20 protein-coding genes are annotated in these 20,131 nt (G+C 64.8%); 18 read left to right on the top strand and 2 right to left on the bottom strand.

Annotation, left to right across the window (positions count from 1 at the left end):
• The 6 genes from RY1_RS02785 to pdxS are packed head-to-tail and all read left to right on the top strand — an operon-like array spanning position 1 to position 5,401.
• Positions 1 to 543, top strand: coding sequence for an ATP adenylyltransferase (locus RY1_RS02785; RefSeq protein WP_072801949.1), 543 nt, complete (start codon positions 1 to 3; stop codon positions 541 to 543).
• Between the two features lie 25 nt (positions 544 to 568).
• A complete protein-coding gene (gene pgsA / locus RY1_RS02780) occupies positions 569 to 1,273 on the top strand; it encodes a phosphatidylinositol phosphate synthase (protein ID WP_072802278.1) in 705 nt (234 codons plus the stop codon).
• Positions 1,270 to 2,175: a phosphatidylinositol mannoside acyltransferase gene (locus tag RY1_RS02775; protein WP_072801948.1), complete on the top strand. Its 906-nt coding sequence runs from the start codon at positions 1,270 to 1,272 to the stop codon at positions 2,173 to 2,175. The genes pgsA and RY1_RS02775 overlap by 4 nt, the downstream gene beginning before the upstream one ends.
• The gene (locus tag RY1_RS02770) at positions 2,172 to 3,296 is read left to right on the top strand and encodes a glycosyltransferase family 4 protein (RefSeq protein ID WP_072801947.1); all 1,125 of its coding nucleotides are present in this window, start codon (positions 2,172 to 2,174) and stop codon (positions 3,294 to 3,296) included. Before RY1_RS02775 ends, RY1_RS02770 begins: the two co-directional genes overlap by 4 nt.
• Positions 3,296 to 4,321: an NUDIX hydrolase gene (locus RY1_RS02765; RefSeq protein WP_072801946.1), complete on the top strand. Its 1,026-nt coding sequence runs from the start codon at positions 3,296 to 3,298 to the stop codon at positions 4,319 to 4,321. Before RY1_RS02770 ends, RY1_RS02765 begins: the two co-directional genes overlap by 1 nt.
• A gap of 51 nt (positions 4,322 to 4,372) precedes the next feature.
• Positions 4,373 to 5,401 (top strand): pyridoxal 5'-phosphate synthase lyase subunit PdxS, encoded by a 1,029-nt coding sequence (gene pdxS, locus RY1_RS02760; protein ID WP_371829435.1) that lies wholly within the window; start codon positions 4,373 to 4,375, stop codon positions 5,399 to 5,401.
• A gap of 31 nt (positions 5,402 to 5,432) precedes the next feature.
• Here pdxS and RY1_RS02755 read toward each other — a convergent pair whose 3' ends face one another.
• On the bottom strand, positions 5,433 to 6,080 hold the full coding sequence (locus tag RY1_RS02755; protein WP_072801945.1) for a nucleoside/nucleotide kinase family protein: 648 nt from the start codon (positions 6,078 to 6,080) through the stop codon (positions 5,433 to 5,435).
• Between the two features lie 55 nt (positions 6,081 to 6,135).
• Between RY1_RS02755 and RY1_RS02750 the strand changes: the two genes are divergently transcribed.
• The 12 genes from RY1_RS02750 to RY1_RS02695 all read left to right on the top strand — a co-directional run bounded on the left by RY1_RS02750 (position 6,136) and on the right by RY1_RS02695 (position 19,281).
• Positions 6,136 to 6,987, top strand: a complete 852-nt coding sequence (locus RY1_RS02750; RefSeq protein WP_072801944.1) for an acyl-CoA thioesterase — start codon at positions 6,136 to 6,138, stop codon at positions 6,985 to 6,987.
• The gene (gene pdxT / locus RY1_RS02745) at positions 6,984 to 7,586 is read left to right on the top strand and encodes a pyridoxal 5'-phosphate synthase glutaminase subunit PdxT (RefSeq protein WP_072801943.1); all 603 of its coding nucleotides are present in this window, start codon (positions 6,984 to 6,986) and stop codon (positions 7,584 to 7,586) included. The genes RY1_RS02750 and pdxT overlap by 4 nt, the downstream gene beginning before the upstream one ends.
• Before the next feature lie 88 nt (positions 7,587 to 7,674).
• Positions 7,675 to 8,430: a YebC/PmpR family DNA-binding transcriptional regulator gene (locus tag RY1_RS02740; protein ID WP_072801942.1), complete on the top strand. Its 756-nt coding sequence runs from the start codon at positions 7,675 to 7,677 to the stop codon at positions 8,428 to 8,430.
• A gap of 119 nt (positions 8,431 to 8,549) precedes the next feature.
• Positions 8,550 to 9,164, top strand: coding sequence for a crossover junction endodeoxyribonuclease RuvC (gene ruvC, locus RY1_RS02735; RefSeq protein ID WP_072802276.1), 615 nt, complete (start codon positions 8,550 to 8,552; stop codon positions 9,162 to 9,164).
• Positions 9,161 to 9,769, top strand: a complete 609-nt coding sequence (ruvA, locus tag RY1_RS02730) for a Holliday junction branch migration protein RuvA (protein WP_072801941.1) — start codon at positions 9,161 to 9,163, stop codon at positions 9,767 to 9,769. Before ruvC ends, ruvA begins: the two co-directional genes overlap by 4 nt.
• The gene (gene ruvB / locus RY1_RS02725; RefSeq protein ID WP_072801940.1) at positions 9,766 to 10,851 is read left to right on the top strand and encodes a Holliday junction branch migration DNA helicase RuvB; all 1,086 of its coding nucleotides are present in this window, start codon (positions 9,766 to 9,768) and stop codon (positions 10,849 to 10,851) included. The genes ruvA and ruvB overlap by 4 nt, the downstream gene beginning before the upstream one ends.
• A gap of 148 nt (positions 10,852 to 10,999) precedes the next feature.
• Positions 11,000 to 11,395 (top strand): preprotein translocase subunit YajC, encoded by a 396-nt coding sequence (gene yajC, locus RY1_RS02720; protein ID WP_072801939.1) that lies wholly within the window; start codon positions 11,000 to 11,002, stop codon positions 11,393 to 11,395.
• A 179-nt stretch (positions 11,396 to 11,574) separates the two neighbouring features.
• Positions 11,575 to 13,296 carry a protein translocase subunit SecD gene (gene secD, locus RY1_RS02715; protein ID WP_174565302.1) on the top strand — a complete coding sequence of 574 codons (1,722 nt, stop codon included), beginning with the start codon at positions 11,575 to 11,577 and terminating at the stop codon, positions 13,294 to 13,296.
• 1 nt (position 13,297) lies between these two features.
• A complete protein-coding gene (gene secF, locus RY1_RS02710) occupies positions 13,298 to 14,509 on the top strand; it encodes a protein translocase subunit SecF (protein WP_072801938.1) in 1,212 nt (403 codons plus the stop codon).
• Positions 14,509 to 16,221, top strand: coding sequence for an ABC transporter substrate-binding protein (locus RY1_RS30430; protein ID WP_072801937.1), 1,713 nt, complete (start codon positions 14,509 to 14,511; stop codon positions 16,219 to 16,221). The genes secF and RY1_RS30430 overlap by 1 nt, the downstream gene beginning before the upstream one ends.
• Complete coding sequence (locus RY1_RS30425) at positions 16,218 to 16,784, top strand: adenine phosphoribosyltransferase (RefSeq protein ID WP_072801936.1); 567 nt, start codon at positions 16,218 to 16,220, stop codon at positions 16,782 to 16,784. The genes RY1_RS30430 and RY1_RS30425 overlap by 4 nt, the downstream gene beginning before the upstream one ends.
• A gap of 196 nt (positions 16,785 to 16,980) precedes the next feature.
• Positions 16,981 to 19,281, top strand: a complete 2,301-nt coding sequence (locus tag RY1_RS02695; protein WP_245819480.1) for a RelA/SpoT family protein — start codon at positions 16,981 to 16,983, stop codon at positions 19,279 to 19,281.
• A gap of 51 nt (positions 19,282 to 19,332) precedes the next feature.
• On the opposite strand, the gene RY1_RS02690 is transcribed toward RY1_RS02695, so the two are convergent.
• Positions 19,333 to 20,127: a peptidylprolyl isomerase gene (locus RY1_RS02690; protein WP_072802273.1), complete on the bottom strand. Its 795-nt coding sequence runs from the start codon at positions 20,125 to 20,127 to the stop codon at positions 19,333 to 19,335.
• Positions 20,128 to 20,131 lie beyond the last annotated feature (4 nt).

Here is a 20,131-nt window from a genome sequence, read left to right as displayed (position 1 = left end):
ATGCCCGAACAGGACGCCGCGATCGTCGACACCGGGCTGGGTGATCCGGATCGTCTGCAGCGATTGTGGACGCCGCACCGGATGTCGTACATCACCGAAGCACCAGGGTCGAAGAATCATTCGAGCGAGCCGTTCTCGGATATTCCCAAATTGACCGACGAGGAAGGCCTCGTGGTCGCTCGCGGCGAACAGGTGTACGCCGTGCTCAACCTGTACCCGTACAACCCGGGGCACACGATGATCGTGCCGTATCGGCGTGTCGCCGCGTTGGAGGATCTGACTCGGGCCGAGAGCGACGAGCTCATGGCCTTCACTCAGCAGATGATCCGAGTCGTCAAGCGGGTGTCGAGTCCGCATGGCTTCAACGTCGGGCTCAACCTCGGTGCAGCTGCGGGCGGCTCGTTGGCCGAACATCTGCATCAGCACATCGTGCCCAGGTGGGGTGGTGACGCCAACTTCATCACCGTTGTGGGCGGCGCGAAAGTGATGCCACAGTTGCTGCGGGACACGCGGGCGCTGCTTGCGTCGGCTTGGACCGAATGAACACAATGCTGCAGGGGGGTGCGTGGTGCTGAGCGTCTTCGGTCGAGCTCCGATGTCCAAGGTGACCGCACCGTTGGGTCGCGCTCTCAACAGCACCGGACTGACTCCCAACTCGGTGACGTTGATAGGCACTGTCGTCACCGTCGCCGCCGCTGTGACCATGTTTCCGGCCGGGTACCTGTTCTGGGGAACCATGGTGATCACCCTGTTCGTGCTGTTCGACATGCTCGACGGTGCCATGGCGCGTGCGCGCGGCGGGGGCACGAAATACGGCGCTGTCCTGGATGCGACGTGCGATCGTGTTGCCGACGGTGCGATCTTCGGTGGACTCGCCTGGTGGGCGGTGTACAGCGAGGACAACAGGTATCTTTTGATCGCCACACTCGTGTGTCTGGTGACCTCGCAGGTCATCTCCTACGCGAAGGCGCGTGCCGAAGCCAGTGGATTGTCGGCGGACGGCGGTTGGATCGAACGGCCGGACAGACTGGTCATCGTCCTCGTCGGAGCCGGCTTGACCGGTGCCGGTCGACATTTCGGCATTCCATGGCTCGACAGCCTGATCTATCCGGCGATGTGGGTACTTGCCGTGCTCAGCGTGGTCACCGTCGTTCAACGGGTGCTGGCCGTACGTCGGTCCGAAGGTGCGCGCGACATCATCGTCAAACCCGAGACGGTGGTTGGCAACGACCGAGACCAGAACGATCAAGGCGATCAGGCCGGATCGTCATGACGATTGCCGAACGCGCCTCCGACGCAGGGTATGCGGCGGGTTGGCGGTTGGTTCGGGCACTCCCCGACGGGCTCGCGCGGAGACTGTTCGACAAGGGCGCCGACGTAGCGGCTGCACGCCACGGCGGACCGAAACAACTTCGCAAGAATCTGGCTCGAGTGCTGGGTGTTGCGCCCGCCGAGGTCCCCGATGAGCTGATTCGAGCCAGCGTCCGGTCCTACGCCAGATACTGGCGGGAGGCATTTCGTCTGCCGTCGATGGATCTGGACTCGCAGGCGGCGGTCATCGACCGCTGCGTGCACGGGCGCGAACATCTCGACGCCGCTCTGGCCGCAGGGTCGGGAGCTGTTCTCGCGCTACCGCACAGCGGGAACTGGGACATGGCCGGAATGTGGCTCGTGCGGTTCTACGGACAGTTCGCCACGGTTGCGGAGCGACTCGAACCCGAATCGCTCTACCAGCGCTTCGTCGACTACCGCGAGAGTCTCGGTTTCGAGATCTTCCCGCTCAGCGGAGGTGAGGTTCCACCTTTCGCCGCGCTGTCGGACCGACTGCGGGCGAACAAGATCGTGTGCCTGCTCAGTGAGCGCGATCTGGCCCGGCACGGAGTTCCCGTGACCTTCTTCGGAGAACCGACCCGCATGGCGGCAGGCCCGGCGAAGCTGGCGGTGGACACGGGCGCTCACCTGCTCGCCGTCCATTGCTATTTCGACGGCGACGGCTGGGGATTCTCCATCTCTCCGCGCATCGACTGCTCTGCCGGAGTCGCCAGCGCCACCCAGGAACTGGCCGATCGCTTCGCGGCGAACATCGCAGCTCACCCAGCGGACTGGCACATGCTGCAGCCTCTGTGGCTCGCGGATCTGAGCGAGCAGCGACGCGCACGGATCGAGGGCACGTGAAGATCGGAATGGTCTGCCCGTACTCACTCGACGTGCCAGGGGGAGTGCAGGCACACGTCGAGCAGCTGGCAAGGGTGTTCATCGAGCGAGGCCACCGTGTCAGTGTTCTTGCGCCCGCGTCCGAGGAGACGGCTCTGCCGGACTTCGTGGTGTCCGCGGGTGAGGCGCTTGCCATTCCGTACAACGGTTCGGTGGCCCGGCTGCGTTTCGGCCCCGTCACGTACGCCCGAATCCGTAGGTGGATCTCGGAGAACGACTTCGACGTGCTTCACATCCACGAGCCGAACGCGCCGAGCCTGTCGATGCTCGCGTTGAAGGCTGCCGAGGGTCCTATCGTGGCGACGTTCCACACGTCGACGACCAAGTCGTTGGTACTGAGTACGTTTCAAGGCGTACTGAGGCCGTACCACGAGAAGATCAGTGGGCGGATCGCGGTGTCGGAGTTGGCCCGGCGGTGGCAGGTCGAGGCGCTCGGTAGCGATGCCGTCGAGATCCCGAACGGTGTCGACGTTCCCGCGTTCGCTCGAGCCCCGATGCTGCCCGGCTATCCGCGGGCCGGTCGTACCGTGCTGTTCCTCGGAAGATTCGACGAGCCGCGCAAGGGGATGTCGGTACTCCTCGGCGCGCTACCTGCACTCGTCGAGCGTCACCACGATCTGGAGATCCTGGTCGTCGGGCGCGGAGACGAGGAGAAGCTGCGCAGGGACGCAGGTGCACTCGCAGGTCACCTCACGTTCCTCGGTCAGGTCGACGACGACGTCAAAGCGTCGGCCATGCGCGGCGCCGACGTCTACTGCGCGCCGAATCTCGGCGGCGAAAGCTTCGGGATCGTGTTGGTCGAGGCAATGGCGTCGGGAACTGCGGTGGTGGCAAGCGAGTTGGATGCATTCCGGCGGGTTCTGCGTGACGGAGTCGCAGGTCTGCTCGTGCCGGTCGACGACTCGGCTGCCCTGGCGGCGGCCATCGACTCGGTGCTGTCGTCCGAGGACGTGCGCCGCTCCCTTGTCGACGCCGCGAGCCGTGTGGTCGTCGAGTACGACTGGCCTGTGGTCGCCGAGCAGATCATGCGGGTGTACGACACCGTGACCGTCGGAGGACAGAAAGTGCGGGCGGCGAGCTGATGACGTTCTCCGCTTTGACGATCCTGATCCTCGCCGTCGTCGCCGCGGTGATTCTGGTGGTCGGACTCTGGGCATACGGCACCGCAAATCGTCTCGACCGACTGCACGTGCGGTCGGACCTCGCCTGGCAGTCGCTCGATGCAGCGCTGGCGCGGCGAGCGGTCGTCGCACGGGCGGTGTCGGCGGCAACCCGCGACAGACTGGACGAATCCAAACATCTGGCGGCGTTGGCCGACGCGGCCGAACGCGCCGATCGCGACATTCGCGAGGACGCCGAGAATGCGGTGTCGGTGGCACTGGGGTCGCTCGATTCTGCAGATCTGCCGCCGCAGCTCGTCGCGGAACTCGCGGACGCCGAAGCCAGGGTCCTGATCGCCAGGCGCTTTCACAACGACGCGGTTCGCGACACATTGGCCCTGCGAACGACGCGTCCGGTGCGGATGTTGCACCTCGGCGGAACCGCACCGCTGCCCAGTTACTTCGAGATCGCCGAACGCTCGGGCGCGGCCACGTTCGGTCATGGGGGTAGGGCAGTTCAGCGGACGTCGTCGCGAGTCGTTCTCGTGGACGAGCGAGGACGGGTATTGCTGCTGCGCGGACACGACCCGACCGTGCCCGAGGTGTACTTCTGGTTCACGATCGGCGGGGCCGTCGAGTCGGGAGAAACCCTCCGCGAGGCCGCATCACGTGAGATTAAGGAAGAGACGGGTCTCGACGTCGCCGCAGAGGACCTGAAGGGGCCGATGTGGCGACGTGTGGCCACGTTCCCGTTCAACGGCACGCTGATCAGGTCCGAGGAGCTGTTCTTCGCGCACAGAACGCAGGAGTTCGAACCCGAGAACGGCGGGTTCACCGATTTCGAGCGCCGAACCGTCACCGGACATCGCTGGTGCACCGAGGACGACATCCGCTTGCTGGCAGCGACCGGTGAGATCGTCTACCCCCAGGATCTGGCCGAGTTGCTCGACGAGGTCAACATCGTGCTCGCGCGTCGCGTCGAACCCGAGGTGCGCGGGATCCGCTGAGTGCAGCGGATGTGATCGGCTTCACTGCAGTCCAGCACTTGCCGATTGGTTATGGGATGGACGCGGTGCGGCGCCTACGATCGACCCGAATTCTTCGTCCGAACCAGCTTCTTCGAATCAGCGAAAAGAACACAGGAGTTTCTCGTGAGCACCCCCATCGTCACCGACAACAGCGGTTCACACGACGCGGTGTCGCAGCCCGGAACCGGGACCGCCCGCGTCAAGCGCGGTATGGCCGAGATGCTCAAGGGTGGCGTGATCATGGATGTCGTCACCGCAGAGCAGGCCAAGATCGCCGAGGACGCGGGAGCCGTCGCGGTGATGGCGCTCGAGCGGGTCCCGGCAGATATCCGGGCGCAGGGTGGCGTGTCGCGGATGAGTGATCCGGACATGATCGACAGCATCATCGCGACGGTGTCGATTCCCGTGATGGCGAAGGCGCGCATCGGGCACTTCGTCGAGGCCCAGATCCTGCAGAGCCTCGGCGTCGACTACATCGACGAGTCCGAGGTGTTGACTCCGGCCGATTACGCCAACCACATCGACAAGTGGAACTTCACTGCCCCGTTCGTCTGCGGCGCGACCAACCTCGGCGAGGCGCTTCGTCGAATCACCGAGGGCGCGGCGATGATTCGTTCGAAGGGTGAGGCAGGTACGGGTGACGTCTCCAACGCCACCACCCACATGCGCAAGATCCGCGACGAGATCCGTCGACTCACCTCGCTTCCCGAGGACGAGCTGTACGTCGCAGCCAAGGAGCTGCAGGCACCGTACGACCTCGTGGTCGAGGTCGCAAAGGCCGGAAAACTTCCCGTCACGCTGTTCACCGCGGGCGGTATCGCCACTCCGGCAGACGCGGCGATGATGATGCAGCTCGGTGCCGAGGGCGTCTTCGTCGGTTCGGGAATCTTCAAGTCCGGCAATCCGAAGGAACGCGCCGAGGCGATCGTCAAGGCTACGACGTTCTACGACGACCCGGACGTTCTCGCCAAGGTGTCCAGGGGGCTCGGCGAGGCGATGGTCGGCATCAACGTCGACGACCTTCCGGTCGGACACCGCTTGGCCGAGCGCGGCTGGTGATGCGAGGGTGAGAGCGCGGTCGTCCGCGCTCTCACCGGTATGCGGCGCGTGAGACCGAGGGTGTGACGACTGCGGGACGGTCGGGGTGATCCCATCGAACGGTGATGTCGGGTTCGGCTGTGCTGTCGCGGTAGTACTGCATGAGCGGCTCGACGGTCCACCGGTCGGACTCGGAGGTACGCCGGCGAAGTGCTCCCTCGCTGAGCAGCAGATGGACGACGACCGCGGCGGAGTCCACACGTCCGAGAAGCGTCGGTCCTGCCAGGACGAGAAGATGATCGGGCGCCGCCTCGACCAGCCGTGATCGTGCGGACCGGTCCGAGGCTTCGTCCCACAGTCTCGGTAGGAAGCTTCCGCGGCCGCCTGCGCGCATCGGAGCGACCACTTCTCGGTCGAGCGCATCGAAATCGAACCAGGCGGTGCGGTACGACAGTTCGTCGGTGCGCGAGTACTCGAAACGCAACGACGCAGGACGCACGTAGTCGTGTAGATCGACGACAGTCGCCGAGCGCCCTTCAGCAGCGGCTCGATCGCGCAGACGTACCGCGAACTCGACCGGATCGGCTGCATCAGCTCCGTCGACGACGACGATTGCGCGCTCGCCGCGTGGGGTGCGTTCGAGGATCGACGAGGTCAGACGGTTGGGGAATATCGGTTCGACGGCAGCCACGGCGCCCATCTTGCCTGGATTCCCGGTTGTTAGCCTTCAGCGTGAGTTACGAGAAAGGTGAACCATGGCCAGTATCGAGGACATTCTCGAACTCGAGCGCATCGAGAACGACATCTTTCGAGGCAGGACATTTCCCAGTCTGCTTCAGCGCACCTTCGGTGGGCAGGTTGCAGGACAGGCGCTCGTGTCGGCAGTCAGCACTGTCGCCGCGGAGTTCCGCGTCCATTCCCTCCACGGCTATTTCATCCGGCCGGGAAACCCGACGGAGCCGACCGTCTACCTGGTCGATCGACTGCGCGATGGTAGGTCGTTCTGTACGCGTCGTGTGACAGGAATCCAGGACGGTCAGGCGATCTTCACGATGTCGGCGTCGTTCCACGTGGAGGACGACGGAATTTCGCATCAGGACACGATGCCGAAAACCATCGCACCGGAAAATCTTCCCGACCCACGTGAGCTGCCCGATTACGACAATTCCTACTACGAGGAGTGGAAGGAATGGGACATCCGGCGTATTCCGCCGGAACAGACCGACAAGCACTCCACCTTCGCAGCTCAGCAGCGTGTGTGGTTCCGCTACCGAGACCGTCTGCCCGACAGCCAGGTGTTCCATGTCTGCGCGCTCGCGTACATGTCGGACATGACGCTCATCAGCTCGGCCAGGGTTCCGCACCCCGGTGTGGTGACGCAGACGGCGTCGCTGGATCACGCACTGTGGTTTCTTCGGCCGTTCCGCGCGGACGAATGGTTGTTGTACGACCAGACGTCGCCGTCTGCCGACTTCGGTCGAGCACTGGCACAGGGCCGAATATTCGACATCGAAGGCAACATGGTGGCAGCTGTCGTCCAGGAGGGACTGATGCGCATCGAGCGCGACACGACCAAGACCGTCTCCGACCCGTTCACCCCGTCGTGAGCGAGCCCACGATCGGCGTGCTCGCGCTGCAGGGTGATGTCCGCGAGCACCTCGCTGCGCTCGAGGCCAGCGGCGCACGCGGAATCGGAATCCGTCGGCCGACCGAACTCGACGCCGTCGACGGTGTGATCATTCCCGGTGGCGAGTCGACGACGATGAGCACTCTGCTGTCGGTGTTCGATCTACTGGAACCGCTGCGGGCTCGGCTGAAGGACGGTCTGCCCGCATATGGATCCTGTGCGGGCATGATCCTGCTCGCCACCGAGATTCTCGACACCAGGCCCGACGCGCAGCACCTGGACGGCCTCGACATCACAGTTCGGCGCAATGCCTTCGGAAGGCAGGTCGACTCCTTCGAGACCGATCTCGATTTCGCCGGCATCGCCGGAGATCCAGTGCGTGCCGTCTTCATCCGGGCGCCGTGGGTGGAGCGTGTCGGACCCGCGGTCGAGGTGTTGGCGACGGTGCCGCAGGGTCCGGCCGAGGGGCGGGTGGTCGCGGTCCGGCAGGCGAACGTGATGGCGACGAGTTTTCACCCCGAGGTGACCGGCGACAGGCGGGTTCATCGGTTGTTCGTCGACCTCGTGCGCTCGGTTTGACCCTGCGCGCGCCATCTGGAGTCGGGCGCGCGTACGCACGCGTAAACTACGCAGACACTTGTATGCAGTACGAAAGGGGCTCCATCGCATGAGCGGCCACTCCAAATGGGCCACCACCAAGCACAAGAAGGCGGTGATCGACGCCAAGCGTGGCAAGTCGTTCGCCAAGCTGATCAAGAACATCGAGGTGGCGGCCCGCACCGGTGGTGGAGATCCCACGGGCAACCCGACGCTCTTCGACGCCATCCAGAAGGCGAAGAAGACCTCGGTGCCCATCGACAACATCGAACGCGCCCGTAAACGCGGTGCCGGTGAGGAAACCGGTGGCGCGGACTGGCAGACGATCATGTACGAGGGCTACGGACCCAACGGCGTGGCCGTACTCATCGAGTGCCTGACCGACAATCGCAACCGTGCCGCAGGCGAGGTACGTGTGGCGATGACGCGCAACGGTGGCAACATGGCCGATCCGGGCTCGGTGTCCTATCTGTTCTCGCGCAAAGGGCTGGTGACCTTGGAGAAGAACGGTCAGAGCGAGGACGACCTCCTCCTGGCCGTACTCGATGCGGGCGCCGAGGAGATCACCGACAACGGCGATACGTTCGAGATCGTCAGCGAACCGACCGATCTGGTCGCTGTCCGTACTGCGTTGCAGGACGCCGGAATCGACTACGACTCGGCCGAAGCCAGTTTCCAGGCCTCGGTTTCCGTTCCGGTCGACGTCGACGGCGCTCGGAAGGTGTTCAAGCTGATCGACGCGCTGGAAGACAGCGACGACGTGCAGAACGTCTACTCCAACGTCGAACTGTCGGACGAGGTGCTGGCCGAGCTCGACGCCGAGTAGTCACCGAGAACTTCCGTCGGTGGGGGTGTCGTACGTCGGTGCGCGAGGATGCCTCCGATACGCTATCGAACAACAGTTCGTAAGCGGAAGGTGTGCAGCGTGATCCTCGAGGTGGCAGGGTGCGTGTGATGGGTGTCGATCCTGGCCTGACCAGGTGCGGGTTGAGCTTGATCGAGGGTGGGGTGGGTCGCAGTGTCGTCGCCCTCGATGTCGACGTGGTGCGTACGCCCGCCGACATGGACCTGGCTCGACGGTTGCTGCGAATCTCCGAAGCTGCGGAGTACTGGCTCGACACCCACAAGCCGACCGTCGTGGCGATCGAGCGAGTGTTCGCGCAACACAACGTCCGGACGGCGATGGGCACCGCTCAGGCCGGGGGAGTCATCGCGCTCGCCGCGGCGCGTCGTGGCATCGATGTCTGCTTTCACACACCCAGTGAGGTCAAGGCTGCGGTAACCGGAAACGGAAGCGCGGACAAGGCCCAGGTGACTGCAATGGTGATGCGGATTCTGGGTCTCCAGACCGCGCCGACACCCGCTGACGCAGCGGATGCGCTCGCCCTCGGAATCTGTCACTGCTGGCGGGCTCCGATGATGGCCAGGATGGCGCAGGCAGAAGCGATGGCTGCGGAACAGAAACGCAAGTACGAACTGCGCCTCGCCGAGGAGCGCAAGGTGCGCGCCGCGGCCGCCAAGAAGCTCGAACGTGCGAAAAGAGAGGCTGGAGCGCGATGATCGCATCGATACGCGGCGAGGTCCTCGAGATCGCGCTCGATCACGCCGTGCTCGAGGCGGCCGGGGTGGGATACCGCGTCAACGCAACACCGGTGACTCTCGGCACCCTCACCCGCGGCGCCGAATCACGTCTGTTGACGACCATGATCGTCCGCGAGGACTCGATGACGCTCTACGGATTCTCCGACAGTGAAGCGCGGGAACTGTTCTCCCTGCTGCTGACGGTGTCCGGGGTCGGGCCGAGAATCGCGATGGCAACTCTGGCCGTCCTCGATCCGCACTCGCTCAGGACGGCGCTGGCCGACAGCAACCTCGCAGCGTTGACCCGGGTACCCGGCATCGGTAAACGCGGAGCCGAACGCATGATCGTGGAATTGCGCGACAAGGTCGACGCGATCGTCGGTTCCTCGGGTGGCTCGTCCATTTCGCCCGGAGCCGCATCAGGCAGTTCGGTGCGCGACCAGATAGTCGAGGCGCTCACCGGCCTCGGGTTCGCCGTCAAGCAGGCCGAGGACGCCACCGACTCCGTGCTGGCAGCTCAGCCGGATGCATCGACGTCGGCTGCGCTGCGTTCGGCACTGGCCTCGCTCGGTAAGAGCAGATGACAGGCGACGACGAGCAGGACGAGTTCGAGGAGTCACAGGTCGTTGCCGGAATGACCGGCGACGACGCCGACGTCGAGACGAGCCTGCGGCCCAAGAGTCTCACGGACTTCATCGGCCAGCCTCGCGTGCGCGAACAACTCCAGCTCGTTCTCACCGGTGCAAAACTTCGCGGTGGAACTCCGGACCACATTCTGATGTCCGGTCCTCCCGGTCTCGGCAAGACATCGATGGCGATGATCATCGCCCAGGAACTCGGAACTTCGCTTCGTCTGACGTCGGGTCCGGCGCTCGAACGCGCGGGTGATCTCGCGGCGATGCTCAGCAACCTCGTCGAAGGCGACGTGCTGTTCATCGACGAGATTCACCGCATCGCGCGACCGGCGGAGGAGATGCTCTACCTGGCCATGGAGGACTTCCGGGTGGACGTCATCGTCGGAAAGGGTCCGGGTGCGACGTCGATCCCGTTGGAAGTCGCGCCCTTCACCCTCGTCGGTGCAACGACTCGTTCCGGAGCTCTCACCGGTCCGCTGCGGGATCGTTTCGGGTTCGTGGCACACATGGACTTCTACGAACCGGAGGAGCTCGAGCGAATACTTCTTCGGTCGGCCGGGATTCTCGGTGTTCCCATCGACAAGGACGGGTGCGCCGAGATCGCCGGTCGCTCGCGCGGAACCCCGCGTATCGCCAACCGGTTGCTCCGTCGCGTGCGGGACTACGCCGAGGTCCGCGGCGACGGAACGGTCACCAAGGACACCGCGAAGGCCGCTCTCGTCGTCTACGACGTCGATCAGCTCGGGCTCGACCGCCTCGATCGTGCGGTACTGAGTGCGTTGATCCGCAGTTTCGGCGGCGGACCCGTCGGGGTCTCGACGCTGGCGGTTGCCGTCGGCGAGGAGCCCGCGACCGTCGAAGAGGTGTGCGAGCCGTTCCTCGTACGTGCGGGCATGGTGGCACGCACCCCGCGAGGACGCGTCGCGACCGCGGCAGCGTGGCAGCATCTCGGCCTCGTGCCACCACCGGATCTGGCAATCGGCGGCATTTCGGTCCGAACCAACGAGTCCCAGCAGGGCTTATTCGAATAATCTGCTGATAATCGGTGGGAGCCGAGCAGATGAACACTGTAGTAATGGCACACTGGGTGCCATGCACGGACTCCGTCGCGGAGTTCGAGCGTGCGCACAGCACGCGACACCAAAGTCGACAACGAAACTTCGAGGACTGACGTAAAAGATGGAACTGCTATTCCCACTCCTGATCGTGGCTCTGCTCGTACCCATGTTCCTCAACGTCCGCAAGCAGAAGCGGGCATTGGCCGACACTCAGTCGTTGCAGGACTCACTGAAGGTCGGTGACGAGGTCGTGACCACCGCGGGCCTGTACGCACGCGTTGTTCTCGTCGAGGACGACACCGTGGACCTTGAGATCGCCGACGGCATCGTCACCACCTGGTCGCGAGCTGTCGTGCGTGAGGTTCTACCCGCGGACACCGACGGTGAAGAAGAATTCACCGCACCGGACGACATCTCCGGGATCGGCGAGACGTCACCGTCGCTCGAGAAGAAGGCGCCCGAGGTTCCGGCAGACGAAACCGTCGAGCAGACAGCGCGTCGGCTCGACAAAGAGTGATTCGACCGCCCACCGTCACCGCTGCCGGATCTGATCCGGCAGCGGTTTCGCGTGCCGGGGAGCGGTCCGTCCGATTCGCGAAGAATTCTTTTCGGATTTTCGTGTCCTGACCACCCACCGCCTGCGTTCACCAGATCGTCCACGCATGCCGTCCATCGCCAAGAGGAGAATCACACACCGTGGCACCTTCCAGCGGATCGGTGCATCCAGCTCGCTATCTCGCCGTCTTCGCGGTGCTGATGGCCGCTGTGTATGCATTGGTCTTCTTCACCGGAGACAAGTCGCCGACTCCCAAACTGGGAATCGATCTTCAGGGCGGTACGCGCGTCACGCTGACCGCACGCACTCCTGACGGCAGCGCACCGAGCCAGGACAGTCTGAAGCAGGCGCAGCAGATCATCGAGACCCGTGTCAACGGACTCGGTGTCTCCGGATCCGAGGTCGTGATCGACGGAGACAACCTCGTCATCACGGTTCCCGGCGACGACAGTGCCCAGGCTCGCTCGCTCGGCCAGACCGCAAGATTGTTCATCCGTCCCGTCGTGACCGCCGCGCAGCCGTCGGCAGGTCAGGCTCCCGCGGCAGAGGCGCCCGCAACTCAAGCTCCTGCTGCCACCGGTGATGCGGTACCGCAGGGGCGTCCGTTCCCGGCGCAGGATCCCAGTGCCGTCGATCCGACGCCTGCGCCCGCCGACCCCACGACGACGGATGTTCCGGGAACGGAAGCTCCAGCCGCGCCCGCGACCGGCACCGAGGCCGAGCAGGCAGCCGACCAGATCGCCGATGCCAAGGCGCTGCGGCAGAGTGAGGACGCTCAGGTCCAGCAGGCTGCACTGGCCACGATCGACTGCAACGCCCCCGATCCACTGCAGGGCAACGACGATCCGGCGCTGCCGCTCGTGGCGTGCTCGACGGATGGCACTGCGGTGTACGTGCTCGGCCCGAGCATCATCGACGGACAACAGATCGACGACGCCACATCGGGGTTCAACTCCCAGCAGTCACGGCACGAAGTAAGTCTGAGCTTCGACTCGGAGGGCAGCAACACCTGGGCCCAGTTCACCGGGGCGAACATCGGCAAGCAGGCGGCGTTCACGCTCGACTCGAAGGTTGTCAGTGCACCGCAGATTCAGGGTGCGACGCCTGCCGGTAGCGCCACGTCCATCACGGGGCAGTTCACTGCTCAGTCGGCATCCGAACTCGCCAACACGCTCAAGTACGGTTCGCTGCCACTGTCGTTCGCTTCGTCGGAAGCCGAGACCGTGTCGGCCACTCTGGGACTCGCGTCGTTGGAGGCGGGTTTGATCGCCGGAGCGATCGGACTGGCTCTCGTTCTCGTGTACTGCCTCGTCTACTACCGGGCTCTCGGACTCCTGACCGCACTGTCGCTGGTGTTGGCAGGTCTGATGGTCTACGGGATTCTCGTTCTGCTCGGCCGATGGATCGATTTCACACTCGACCTTGCCGGAATTGCCGGTCTGATCATCGGCATCGGTATGACCGCCGACTCGTTCGTCGTGTTCTTCGAACGGATCAAGGACGAGATTCGCGAGGGGCGCAGTTTCCGATCGGCGGTGCCACGCGGTTGGGCACGTGCCCGCAAGACGATTCTCTCCGGTAACGCGGTGAGCTTCATCGCCGCCGCGGTGCTGTACGTTCTGGCCGTCGGTCAGGTTCGCGGTTTCGCGTTCACTCTCGGTCTGACGACCATCCTCGATGTCGTCGTGGTGATCCTCGTGACGTGGCCGCTGGTGTACCTGGCGTCGAAGTCCAAGTTCTGGTCCAAGCCCGGGGTCAACGGCCTCGGAGCCGTCGCACAGATCGCACAGGAGCGAAAGCGCGCTGCTGCACGATCGTTGCCGAGCAAGGTCGCCGCCGATGCGCCGACGAAGGGGGCCTGATATGTCCGACACTTCGGAGAATGCCGCGTCCGGAGCCTCAGGCTCGACGCTGCTGGAAGATTCCGGTGTGGATCAGAACGCTCAGCCTCAGCACGGATGGCTCAGTCGTCTGTACACCGGAACCGGTGCGTTCGAGATCATCGGTCGCCGCCGCTTCTACTACCTGCTCACGGCCGCGATCGTGCTGATCTGCCTGCTGAGCATGGTGTTTCGTGGATTCACTCTCGGGATCGATTTCGAGGGTGGAACGAGGATTCAACTGCCGGCAGCGGACAACGTCAGCACCGAACAGGTCGAGACGGTCTTCTCCGACACCCTCGGCTTCGACGCGGTGTCGGTGCAGACCGTCGGTTCCGGTGCTGCAGCGACGGTGCAGGTCCGTTCCGAGGCGCTCGACGCCGGGCAGGTCGATTCGGTCAAGACCGCGCTGTTCGACGCGTTCGCGCCGGTCGACAGCAACGACAACGTCACGCCCAATGCGATCAGCATCTCCGACGTCAGCGAGACGTGGGGTGGGCAGATCACGCAGAAGGCTCTCATTGCCCTCGTCGTGTTCCTGGTGATCGTCAGCATCTACATCTCGATCCGCTACGAACGTGACATGGCGCTGGCGGCGCTCGCGGCGCTCGGATTCGACCTGCTCGTCACCGCTGGGGTGTACTCGCTCGTCGGTTTCGAGGTCACGCCTGCGACCGTGATCGGTCTGCTGACGATTCTGGGATTCTCGCTGTACGACTCCGTCGTGGTGTTCGACAAGGTCGAGGAGAACACTCGCGGAATTCTGCACTTGCACCGCAAGACCTATGCCGAGCAGGCGAACCTCGCGGTGAACCAGACCTTGATGCGGTCGATCAACACCACGGTGATCGGCGTGCTGCCGGTGCTGGCGCTGATGATCGTCGCGGTCTGGTTGCTCGGGGTCGGAACGCTGAAGGACCTTGCACTGGTTCAGCTGGTCGGCATGATCGTCGGTGCGTACTCGTCCATCTTCTTCGCGACTCCGTTGTTGGTGACGTTGAAGGAGAAGTGGGGCCCAGTCTCGGTGCACACCAAGAAGGTGCTCGCCAAACGTGCCGAGGCCGCTGATCGGGCACGCTCGAACAGGCCGGGCGCGGAGAGCGCGACCGGACCTGCGTACCCGCGGACACCCGCACCGGCAACCCCGATACCTGGATCCAGGCCTACCGGAAAGCGAAACAAGAAGAGGCGCTGATGCACGCACGGGTCGGGGTATCGCGTGCGACGACGGCAGTGGTGGCTGCCGTCGTCGCAGGCTCGGTGGTAGCAGGTTGTTCGCCGGCGGAGGACCAGATTCCCTCGATCGGATATGGCATCGACAACGTCCTCACCACCTACAACGCCAGGACGGTCGACGGCGCCGCCTCGGGTGCACGCCAGGCCTTTCCGCGCGTGCAGACCGGGTTCGCCTATCTGGGCCCCGAAGGTGAAGCGCTCGCCGACAACGATATCGGCAGCGCCACGGTGGTGCCTGCGGAGTCACTGACCGTGCGCTACGTCATCGCTCCGCAAGCGGTGTACTCCGACGGTGTTCCGATGACGTGCGACGACCTGGTGCTGACCTGGGCCTCGAACAGCGGCAGGTTCGTCGCCGGCGAGAACGATCTGCCGCTGTTCGATGCGGCGTCCACCGCCGGATACCGAGACATCGACACCGTCGACTGCACGGCGGGTTCCAAGGAAGCGACCGTCACATTTCGCGCGGGGCGGTCCTACACGGACTGGCGAAGCCTGTTCGGCGCCACCGACATTCTTCCTGCGCACGTAGCGGCCCGCGTCACCGGCATACCCGACGTCGTTGCTCCGATCGCTGCAGGCGACCTCGATACGGTTCGGCGGATCGCGGATTTCTGGAACACCGGCTGGAGCCTCGTTCCCGGCGCGATCGACACGTCCTTGCTTCCGTCGAACGGCCCCTATCGGGTCGACTCTTACACCTCCGACGGCGGACTCGTGCTCGTCGCGAACGACAAGTGGTGGGGCATAGCTCCCGCAACCGAGCGAATCATCGTCTGGCCCAAGGGCACCGATGTTCCTGCTCGCGGCGATTCGGGTGAACTCGAGGTCGCCGATCAAGGCGCGGGCGCCGCCGTACCCGGCGAGGGGTTCGAACGCACCGATTTTCCGTCGAAGGGTATCGAACAGCTGACGTTCGCGACCAGCGGCACGCTTGCGCCCTCGGCGGTGCGCCGAGCGCTGGCGCTCTGTTCGCCCCGCGCGCAACTGTTCGACGAGTACGGCCATCCCGGTTTCGACGAGTCGTCAGGAACGGGCTCCGCCGTGGTGGACTCTCGTCTGGTCCAGCCCGACACACTGCTGTATCCGCCGGTTGCCGCGACAGCGGCAGGCCGCTTCCTGCAACCCGACATCGTCACGGCCACAGCCGAGCTGGCTGGTGCAGGCGTGTCGAACCCGACGGTCAGGATCGGCTATCTCGCTCCTGACGCGAGACGCTCGGAGATCGTCGCCGACATTGCGGCAGCATGTGGTCCTGCCGGCATCATCGTCCAGGATGCGGGCTCACCGGACTTCGAACCGTCTGCGCTCCGAACGGGTTCGGTCGATGCGATCCTCGGATCGACTGCGTCGGCGCCAGGGGCTGCGGGGTCGGTGTCCGACGCGTCCGCGCACGACAGCCTGCACTCTCGCACCGGAAACAACGTCGGTGGCTACACCAACACCAGGATCGATGCGATCGTCGACCAACTCGCGGTGGAGACCTCGGACGCAACACAATTGGCGATCGCCACCGAGGGGGAGAACGTCCTGTGGAACGACATGCCGTCGTTGCCGCTGTTCAACTCCCCGCGCACGGTCGTCGCAGCGGAGGGAATGGACAACGTTGTGGTCAATCCGACTGCCGCGGGTTCGGGTTGGAACATGGATCGGTGGATACTGCTTCGGTGAGTAGACACAGAGACGCCGCCGACTCGGCCCGGTCCACAACCGTATCCTCGGCAGAAGAGAACATCGACCGTCTCGTGCGATGGGCGGACGACTTTCCGGTCGCGGGCGTCCGGTTCGCCGACCTGACTCCTGTTTTCGCCGATGCAGAGGGCCTGTCCAGCATCATCGATGCGCTCGCGGTGTCCGGTGAGGGTGCAGATCTCGTCGCCGGGATCGATGCCCGCGGATTTCTGCTCGGCGCCGGAGTTGCGCTGGCTCTCGGCTCGGGTGTGCTCGCCGTGCGCAAAGCAGGAAAGCTACCGCCGCCGGTGGTGTCGCGACGCTACGAACTCGAATACGGCGCAGCAGAACTGGAGATCCCCGAAGCGATCGACGTCTCCGGACGTCGAATCCTCGTCGTCGACGATGTGCTCGCCACCGGAGGCACCATCGCAGCGACGGTGGCATTGCTCAGAAGCAGGGGAGCGGAGGTCGTCGGCGCGGCCGTCGTGCTCGAGATCGCTGCACTCGGTGGGCGCGCCAAATTCGATGGGTACCCGCTCACCTACCTCAAGCAGGTATGAGGACTAAAGTTGCTCCATACTGCGTTCCCACCCGCACGTGAGCAGACCCGCGCACGAAGCAGGCGAGACAGCGCAGACGACGCGGCAGGAGGCGATCACAGTGACCCGTTATGTCGACCAACCCTTGCCCGAGCGGTCCGAGACCGAGACCGACAATCCCACCGCACCCACGTCCGCACCCGCATCGGAACCCGCAGTGGCCGAGGACACCGCACGCACCCCCGCCAGGGGTGCGCCTGCGGTTCCGACATCGGCGTCACGCCGGGTCCGTGCACGTCTGGCCCGCCGCATCACGGCCGGCCGCAACGCCGCTGTGAAGCCGGTGCTGGAGCCACTGGTCAGTCTGCACCGGGAGCTCTACCCGAAAGCAGACCTGGCTCTGCTGCAGCGCGCATACGACGTGGCCGACGAACGCCACGCGACCCAGATGCGCAAGTCCGGCGATCCGTACATCACGCATCCGCTCGCGGTGGCGAACATCCTCGCCGAGCTGGGGATGGATACGACGACTCTCGTCGCTGCGCTGCTGCACGACACGGTGGAGGACACCGGCTATTCGTTGACTCAGCTGACCGCCGAGTTCGGTGAGGAGGTCGCGCACCTCGTCGACGGTGTCACCAAGCTCGACAAGGTGGTGCTCGGTACCGCCGCCGAGGGCGAGACCATCCGCAAGATGATCATCGCGATGGCCCGCGACCCGCGAGTGTTGGTCATCAAGGTTGCGGATCGTTTGCACAACATGCGCACGATGCGGTTTCTGCCGCCGGAAAAGCAGGCGCGCAAAGCCAAGGAAACTCTCGAGGTCATCGCTCCGCTTGCCCATCGTCTCGGGATGGCGACGGTCAAGTGGGAACTCGAAGACCTCGCGTTCGCGATCCTGCATCCGAAGAAGTACGACGAGATAGTGCGTCTCGTCGCCGACCGGGCACCCTCACGTGACACTTACCTGGAGAAGGTGCGGGCCGAGATCAACGCGTCGCTGTCGGCGTCGCGGATCAGCGCGGTCGTCGAAGGTCGCCCGAAGCACTACTGGTCGATCTACCAGAAGATGATCGTCAAGGGTCGCGATTTCGACGACATACACGACCTCGTCGGGGTCCGGATCCTGTGCGACGAGATCCGCGATTGTTATGCCGCGGTCGGGGTCGTTCATTCGCTGTGGCAGCCGATGGCAGGGCGATTCAAGGACTACATCGCTCAGCCGCGGTACGGGGTGTACCAGTCGTTGCACACCACGGTCGTCGGTCCCGAGGGCAAGCCGCTCGAGGTGCAGATCCGTACACGCGAGATGCACCGCACCGCAGAGTTCGGCATCGCCGCGCACTGGCGGTACAAGGAGACACGCGGCAAGCACGGAAGCGACAACGCCGAGGTCGACGACATGGCGTGGATGCGCCAATTGCTCGATTGGCAGCGTGAGGCCGCGGACCCGGGCGAGTTCCTCGAATCGCTGCGCTACGACCTCGCGGTCAAGGAGATCTTCGTCTTCACACCCAAGGGTGACGTCGTCACGTTGCCCGCCGGTTCGTGCCCGGTCGACTTCGCGTACGCCGTGCACACCGAGGTCGGGCATCGCTGCATCGGCGCCAGGGTCAACGGCAGGCTCGTCGCGCTCGAAAGGACACTCGACAACGGCGAGGTCGTGGAAGTCTTCACCTCCAAGGCCGTCACGGCCGGACCGAGTCGTGACTGGCAGGGTTTCGTGGTCTCGCCGCGCGCCAAGACGAAGATTCGTCAGTGGTTCGCCAAGGAACGTCGCGAGGAAGCGCTGGAGGCGGGCAAGGACGCCATCGCCAAGGAGGTTCGACGCGGCGGGCTGCCGTTGCAGCGCCTGATGAACGCCGAGTCGATGTCGACGATCGCGCACGAGCTCCGCTACGTCGACGTATCGGCGCTGTACACAGCGGTCGGCGAAAGCCATGTCTCCGCGCAGCACGTCGTGCAGCGTCTGGTGGCACACCTGGGCGGTGTAGGCGACGTCGAGGAAGAGCTCGCCGAACGGTCGACGCCGTCGACCATCCCGACGCGTCCGCGTCAGGTCGGCGATGCAGGTGTGCTGGTCTCGGGCACCGAAGGGGTCGTGGCCAAGCTCGCGAAGTGCTGCACGCCGGTGCCGGGAGACCAGATTCTGGGATTCGTCACGCGCGGCGGATCGGTCAGTGTGCACCGAACCGACTGCACCAACGCGAAGTCGCTGGGGGAGCAGTCGGAGCGGTTCATCGACGTCGAATGGGCGCCGTCCGCGTCGTCGGTGTTTCTCGTGGCCATCCAGATCGAGGCACTCGATCGGCATCGGCTGCTGTCCGACGTCACCAAGGCGCTCGCCGACGAGAAGGTCAACATTCTGTCGGCGTCGGTTGCGACGTCGGGAGATCGTGTGGCGATCAGCAAGTTCACGTTCGAGATGGGTGATCCGAAGCATCTCGGCCACGTGCTCAATGTCGTGCGCAACGTCGAAGGCGTATACGACGTCTATCGGTTGACTTCGGCGGCCTAGAACGTCCTCCGCGGTGGCGCCCGGTAGGCACCACCGCGGAGAGACGTCGTACTACGAGCTGGTGACGGTCTGCAGCGTGACCTCGGCGTTCGGTGCGCCGTCGCCACCGGGTGTCGAGACCCCGGCCGCAGCGACCGTGTCCAGTGTCGTCAGTCCCTGTTCGGAGATGGTGCCGAACACCGTGTACTGCGGCGGCAGCACCGAGTCCGCGTACACGAGGAAGAACTGACTACCGTTCGTGTCCGGCCCGGCATTGGCCATGGCCACCGTTCCGCGCGGATAGACCACCGGCTGCGACGCTCCGGGATCACCTGCGGGATAGGCCGTTGTCGGATACTCGTTCGCGTACTCGTACCCCGGTCCCCGGCTTCCGAGACCCGACGGGTCGCCGCACTGCAGCACCTGCAGTCCTGGAGACGTCGTGAGCCGGTGGCACGGAGTGTCGTCGAAGTAGTTCTGTGCCGCGAGCGAGGTGAAGCTGTTGACGGTGCACGGAGCCTCGGTGCGGTCGAGCGTGAGCTCGATCGGGCCCTGCGTCGTCGTGATCGCTACATCCACCGTGCCCACCGTGGACACACCGTCCACTGCGGGCGGAGTGTTGTCCTTGATCGCCGGACTGGCGTCCGGGTAGGCGCACGTGGTCGTCGACGCCTCGGCGGTGGGTACCTCGGGAAGCGCACCGAACCGACTCAGATCCAGCGGTTGCTGTGCGGTGGAGGCAGCCGATCCGGTGGTGGACGCTGCGGAATTCGTCGTCGCCGCCGTGGTGTCGGAGCTGTCCGAGGAACAGCCGGCCACCAGTACGGCTACGGCTCCGGCCGCAACGATCAGCGCAGAACGGTGCATGCCA

Source organism: Rhodococcus yunnanensis NBRC 103083 (assembly GCF_001895005.1).
GTDB classification, from domain to species: Bacteria; Actinomycetota; Actinomycetes; order Mycobacteriales; family Mycobacteriaceae; genus Rhodococcoides; species Rhodococcoides yunnanense.
This window is presented reverse-complemented; position numbering and strand designations above follow the sequence as displayed.

What these genes read in the sequence shown, in the direction of transcription:
- RY1_RS02750 (WP_072801944.1), top strand. Translation starts at nt 6,136, where the DNA reads ATGGCCAGTATCGAGGACATTCTCGAACTCGAGCGCATCGAGAACGAC.
- RY1_RS30430 (WP_072801937.1), top strand. Translation starts at nt 14,509, where the DNA reads ATGCACGCACGGGTCGGGGTATCGCGTGCGACGACGGCAGTGGTGGCT.
- RY1_RS02765 (WP_072801946.1), top strand. Translation starts at nt 3,296, where the DNA reads ATGACGTTCTCCGCTTTGACGATCCTGATCCTCGCCGTCGTCGCCGCG.
- pdxS (WP_371829435.1), top strand. Translation starts at nt 4,373, where the DNA reads ATGGGATGGACGCGGTGCGGCGCCTACGATCGACCCGAATTCTTCGTC.
- RY1_RS02740 (WP_072801942.1), top strand. Translation starts at nt 7,675, where the DNA reads ATGAGCGGCCACTCCAAATGGGCCACCACCAAGCACAAGAAGGCGGTG.
- ruvB (WP_072801940.1), top strand. Translation starts at nt 9,766, where the DNA reads ATGACAGGCGACGACGAGCAGGACGAGTTCGAGGAGTCACAGGTCGTT.
- ruvA (WP_072801941.1), top strand. Translation starts at nt 9,161, where the DNA reads ATGATCGCATCGATACGCGGCGAGGTCCTCGAGATCGCGCTCGATCAC.
- secF (WP_072801938.1), top strand. Translation starts at nt 13,298, where the DNA reads ATGTCCGACACTTCGGAGAATGCCGCGTCCGGAGCCTCAGGCTCGACG.
- RY1_RS02785 (WP_072801949.1), top strand. Translation starts at nt 1, where the DNA reads ATGCCCGAACAGGACGCCGCGATCGTCGACACCGGGCTGGGTGATCCG.
- RY1_RS02755 (WP_072801945.1), bottom strand. Translation starts at nt 6,080, where the DNA reads ATGGGCGCCGTGGCTGCCGTCGAACCGATATTCCCCAACCGTCTGACC.
- RY1_RS02690 (WP_072802273.1), bottom strand. Translation starts at nt 20,127, where the DNA reads ATGCACCGTTCTGCGCTGATCGTTGCGGCCGGAGCCGTAGCCGTACTG.
- RY1_RS02775 (WP_072801948.1), top strand. Translation starts at nt 1,270, where the DNA reads ATGACGATTGCCGAACGCGCCTCCGACGCAGGGTATGCGGCGGGTTGG.
- yajC (WP_072801939.1), top strand. Translation starts at nt 11,000, where the DNA reads ATGGAACTGCTATTCCCACTCCTGATCGTGGCTCTGCTCGTACCCATG.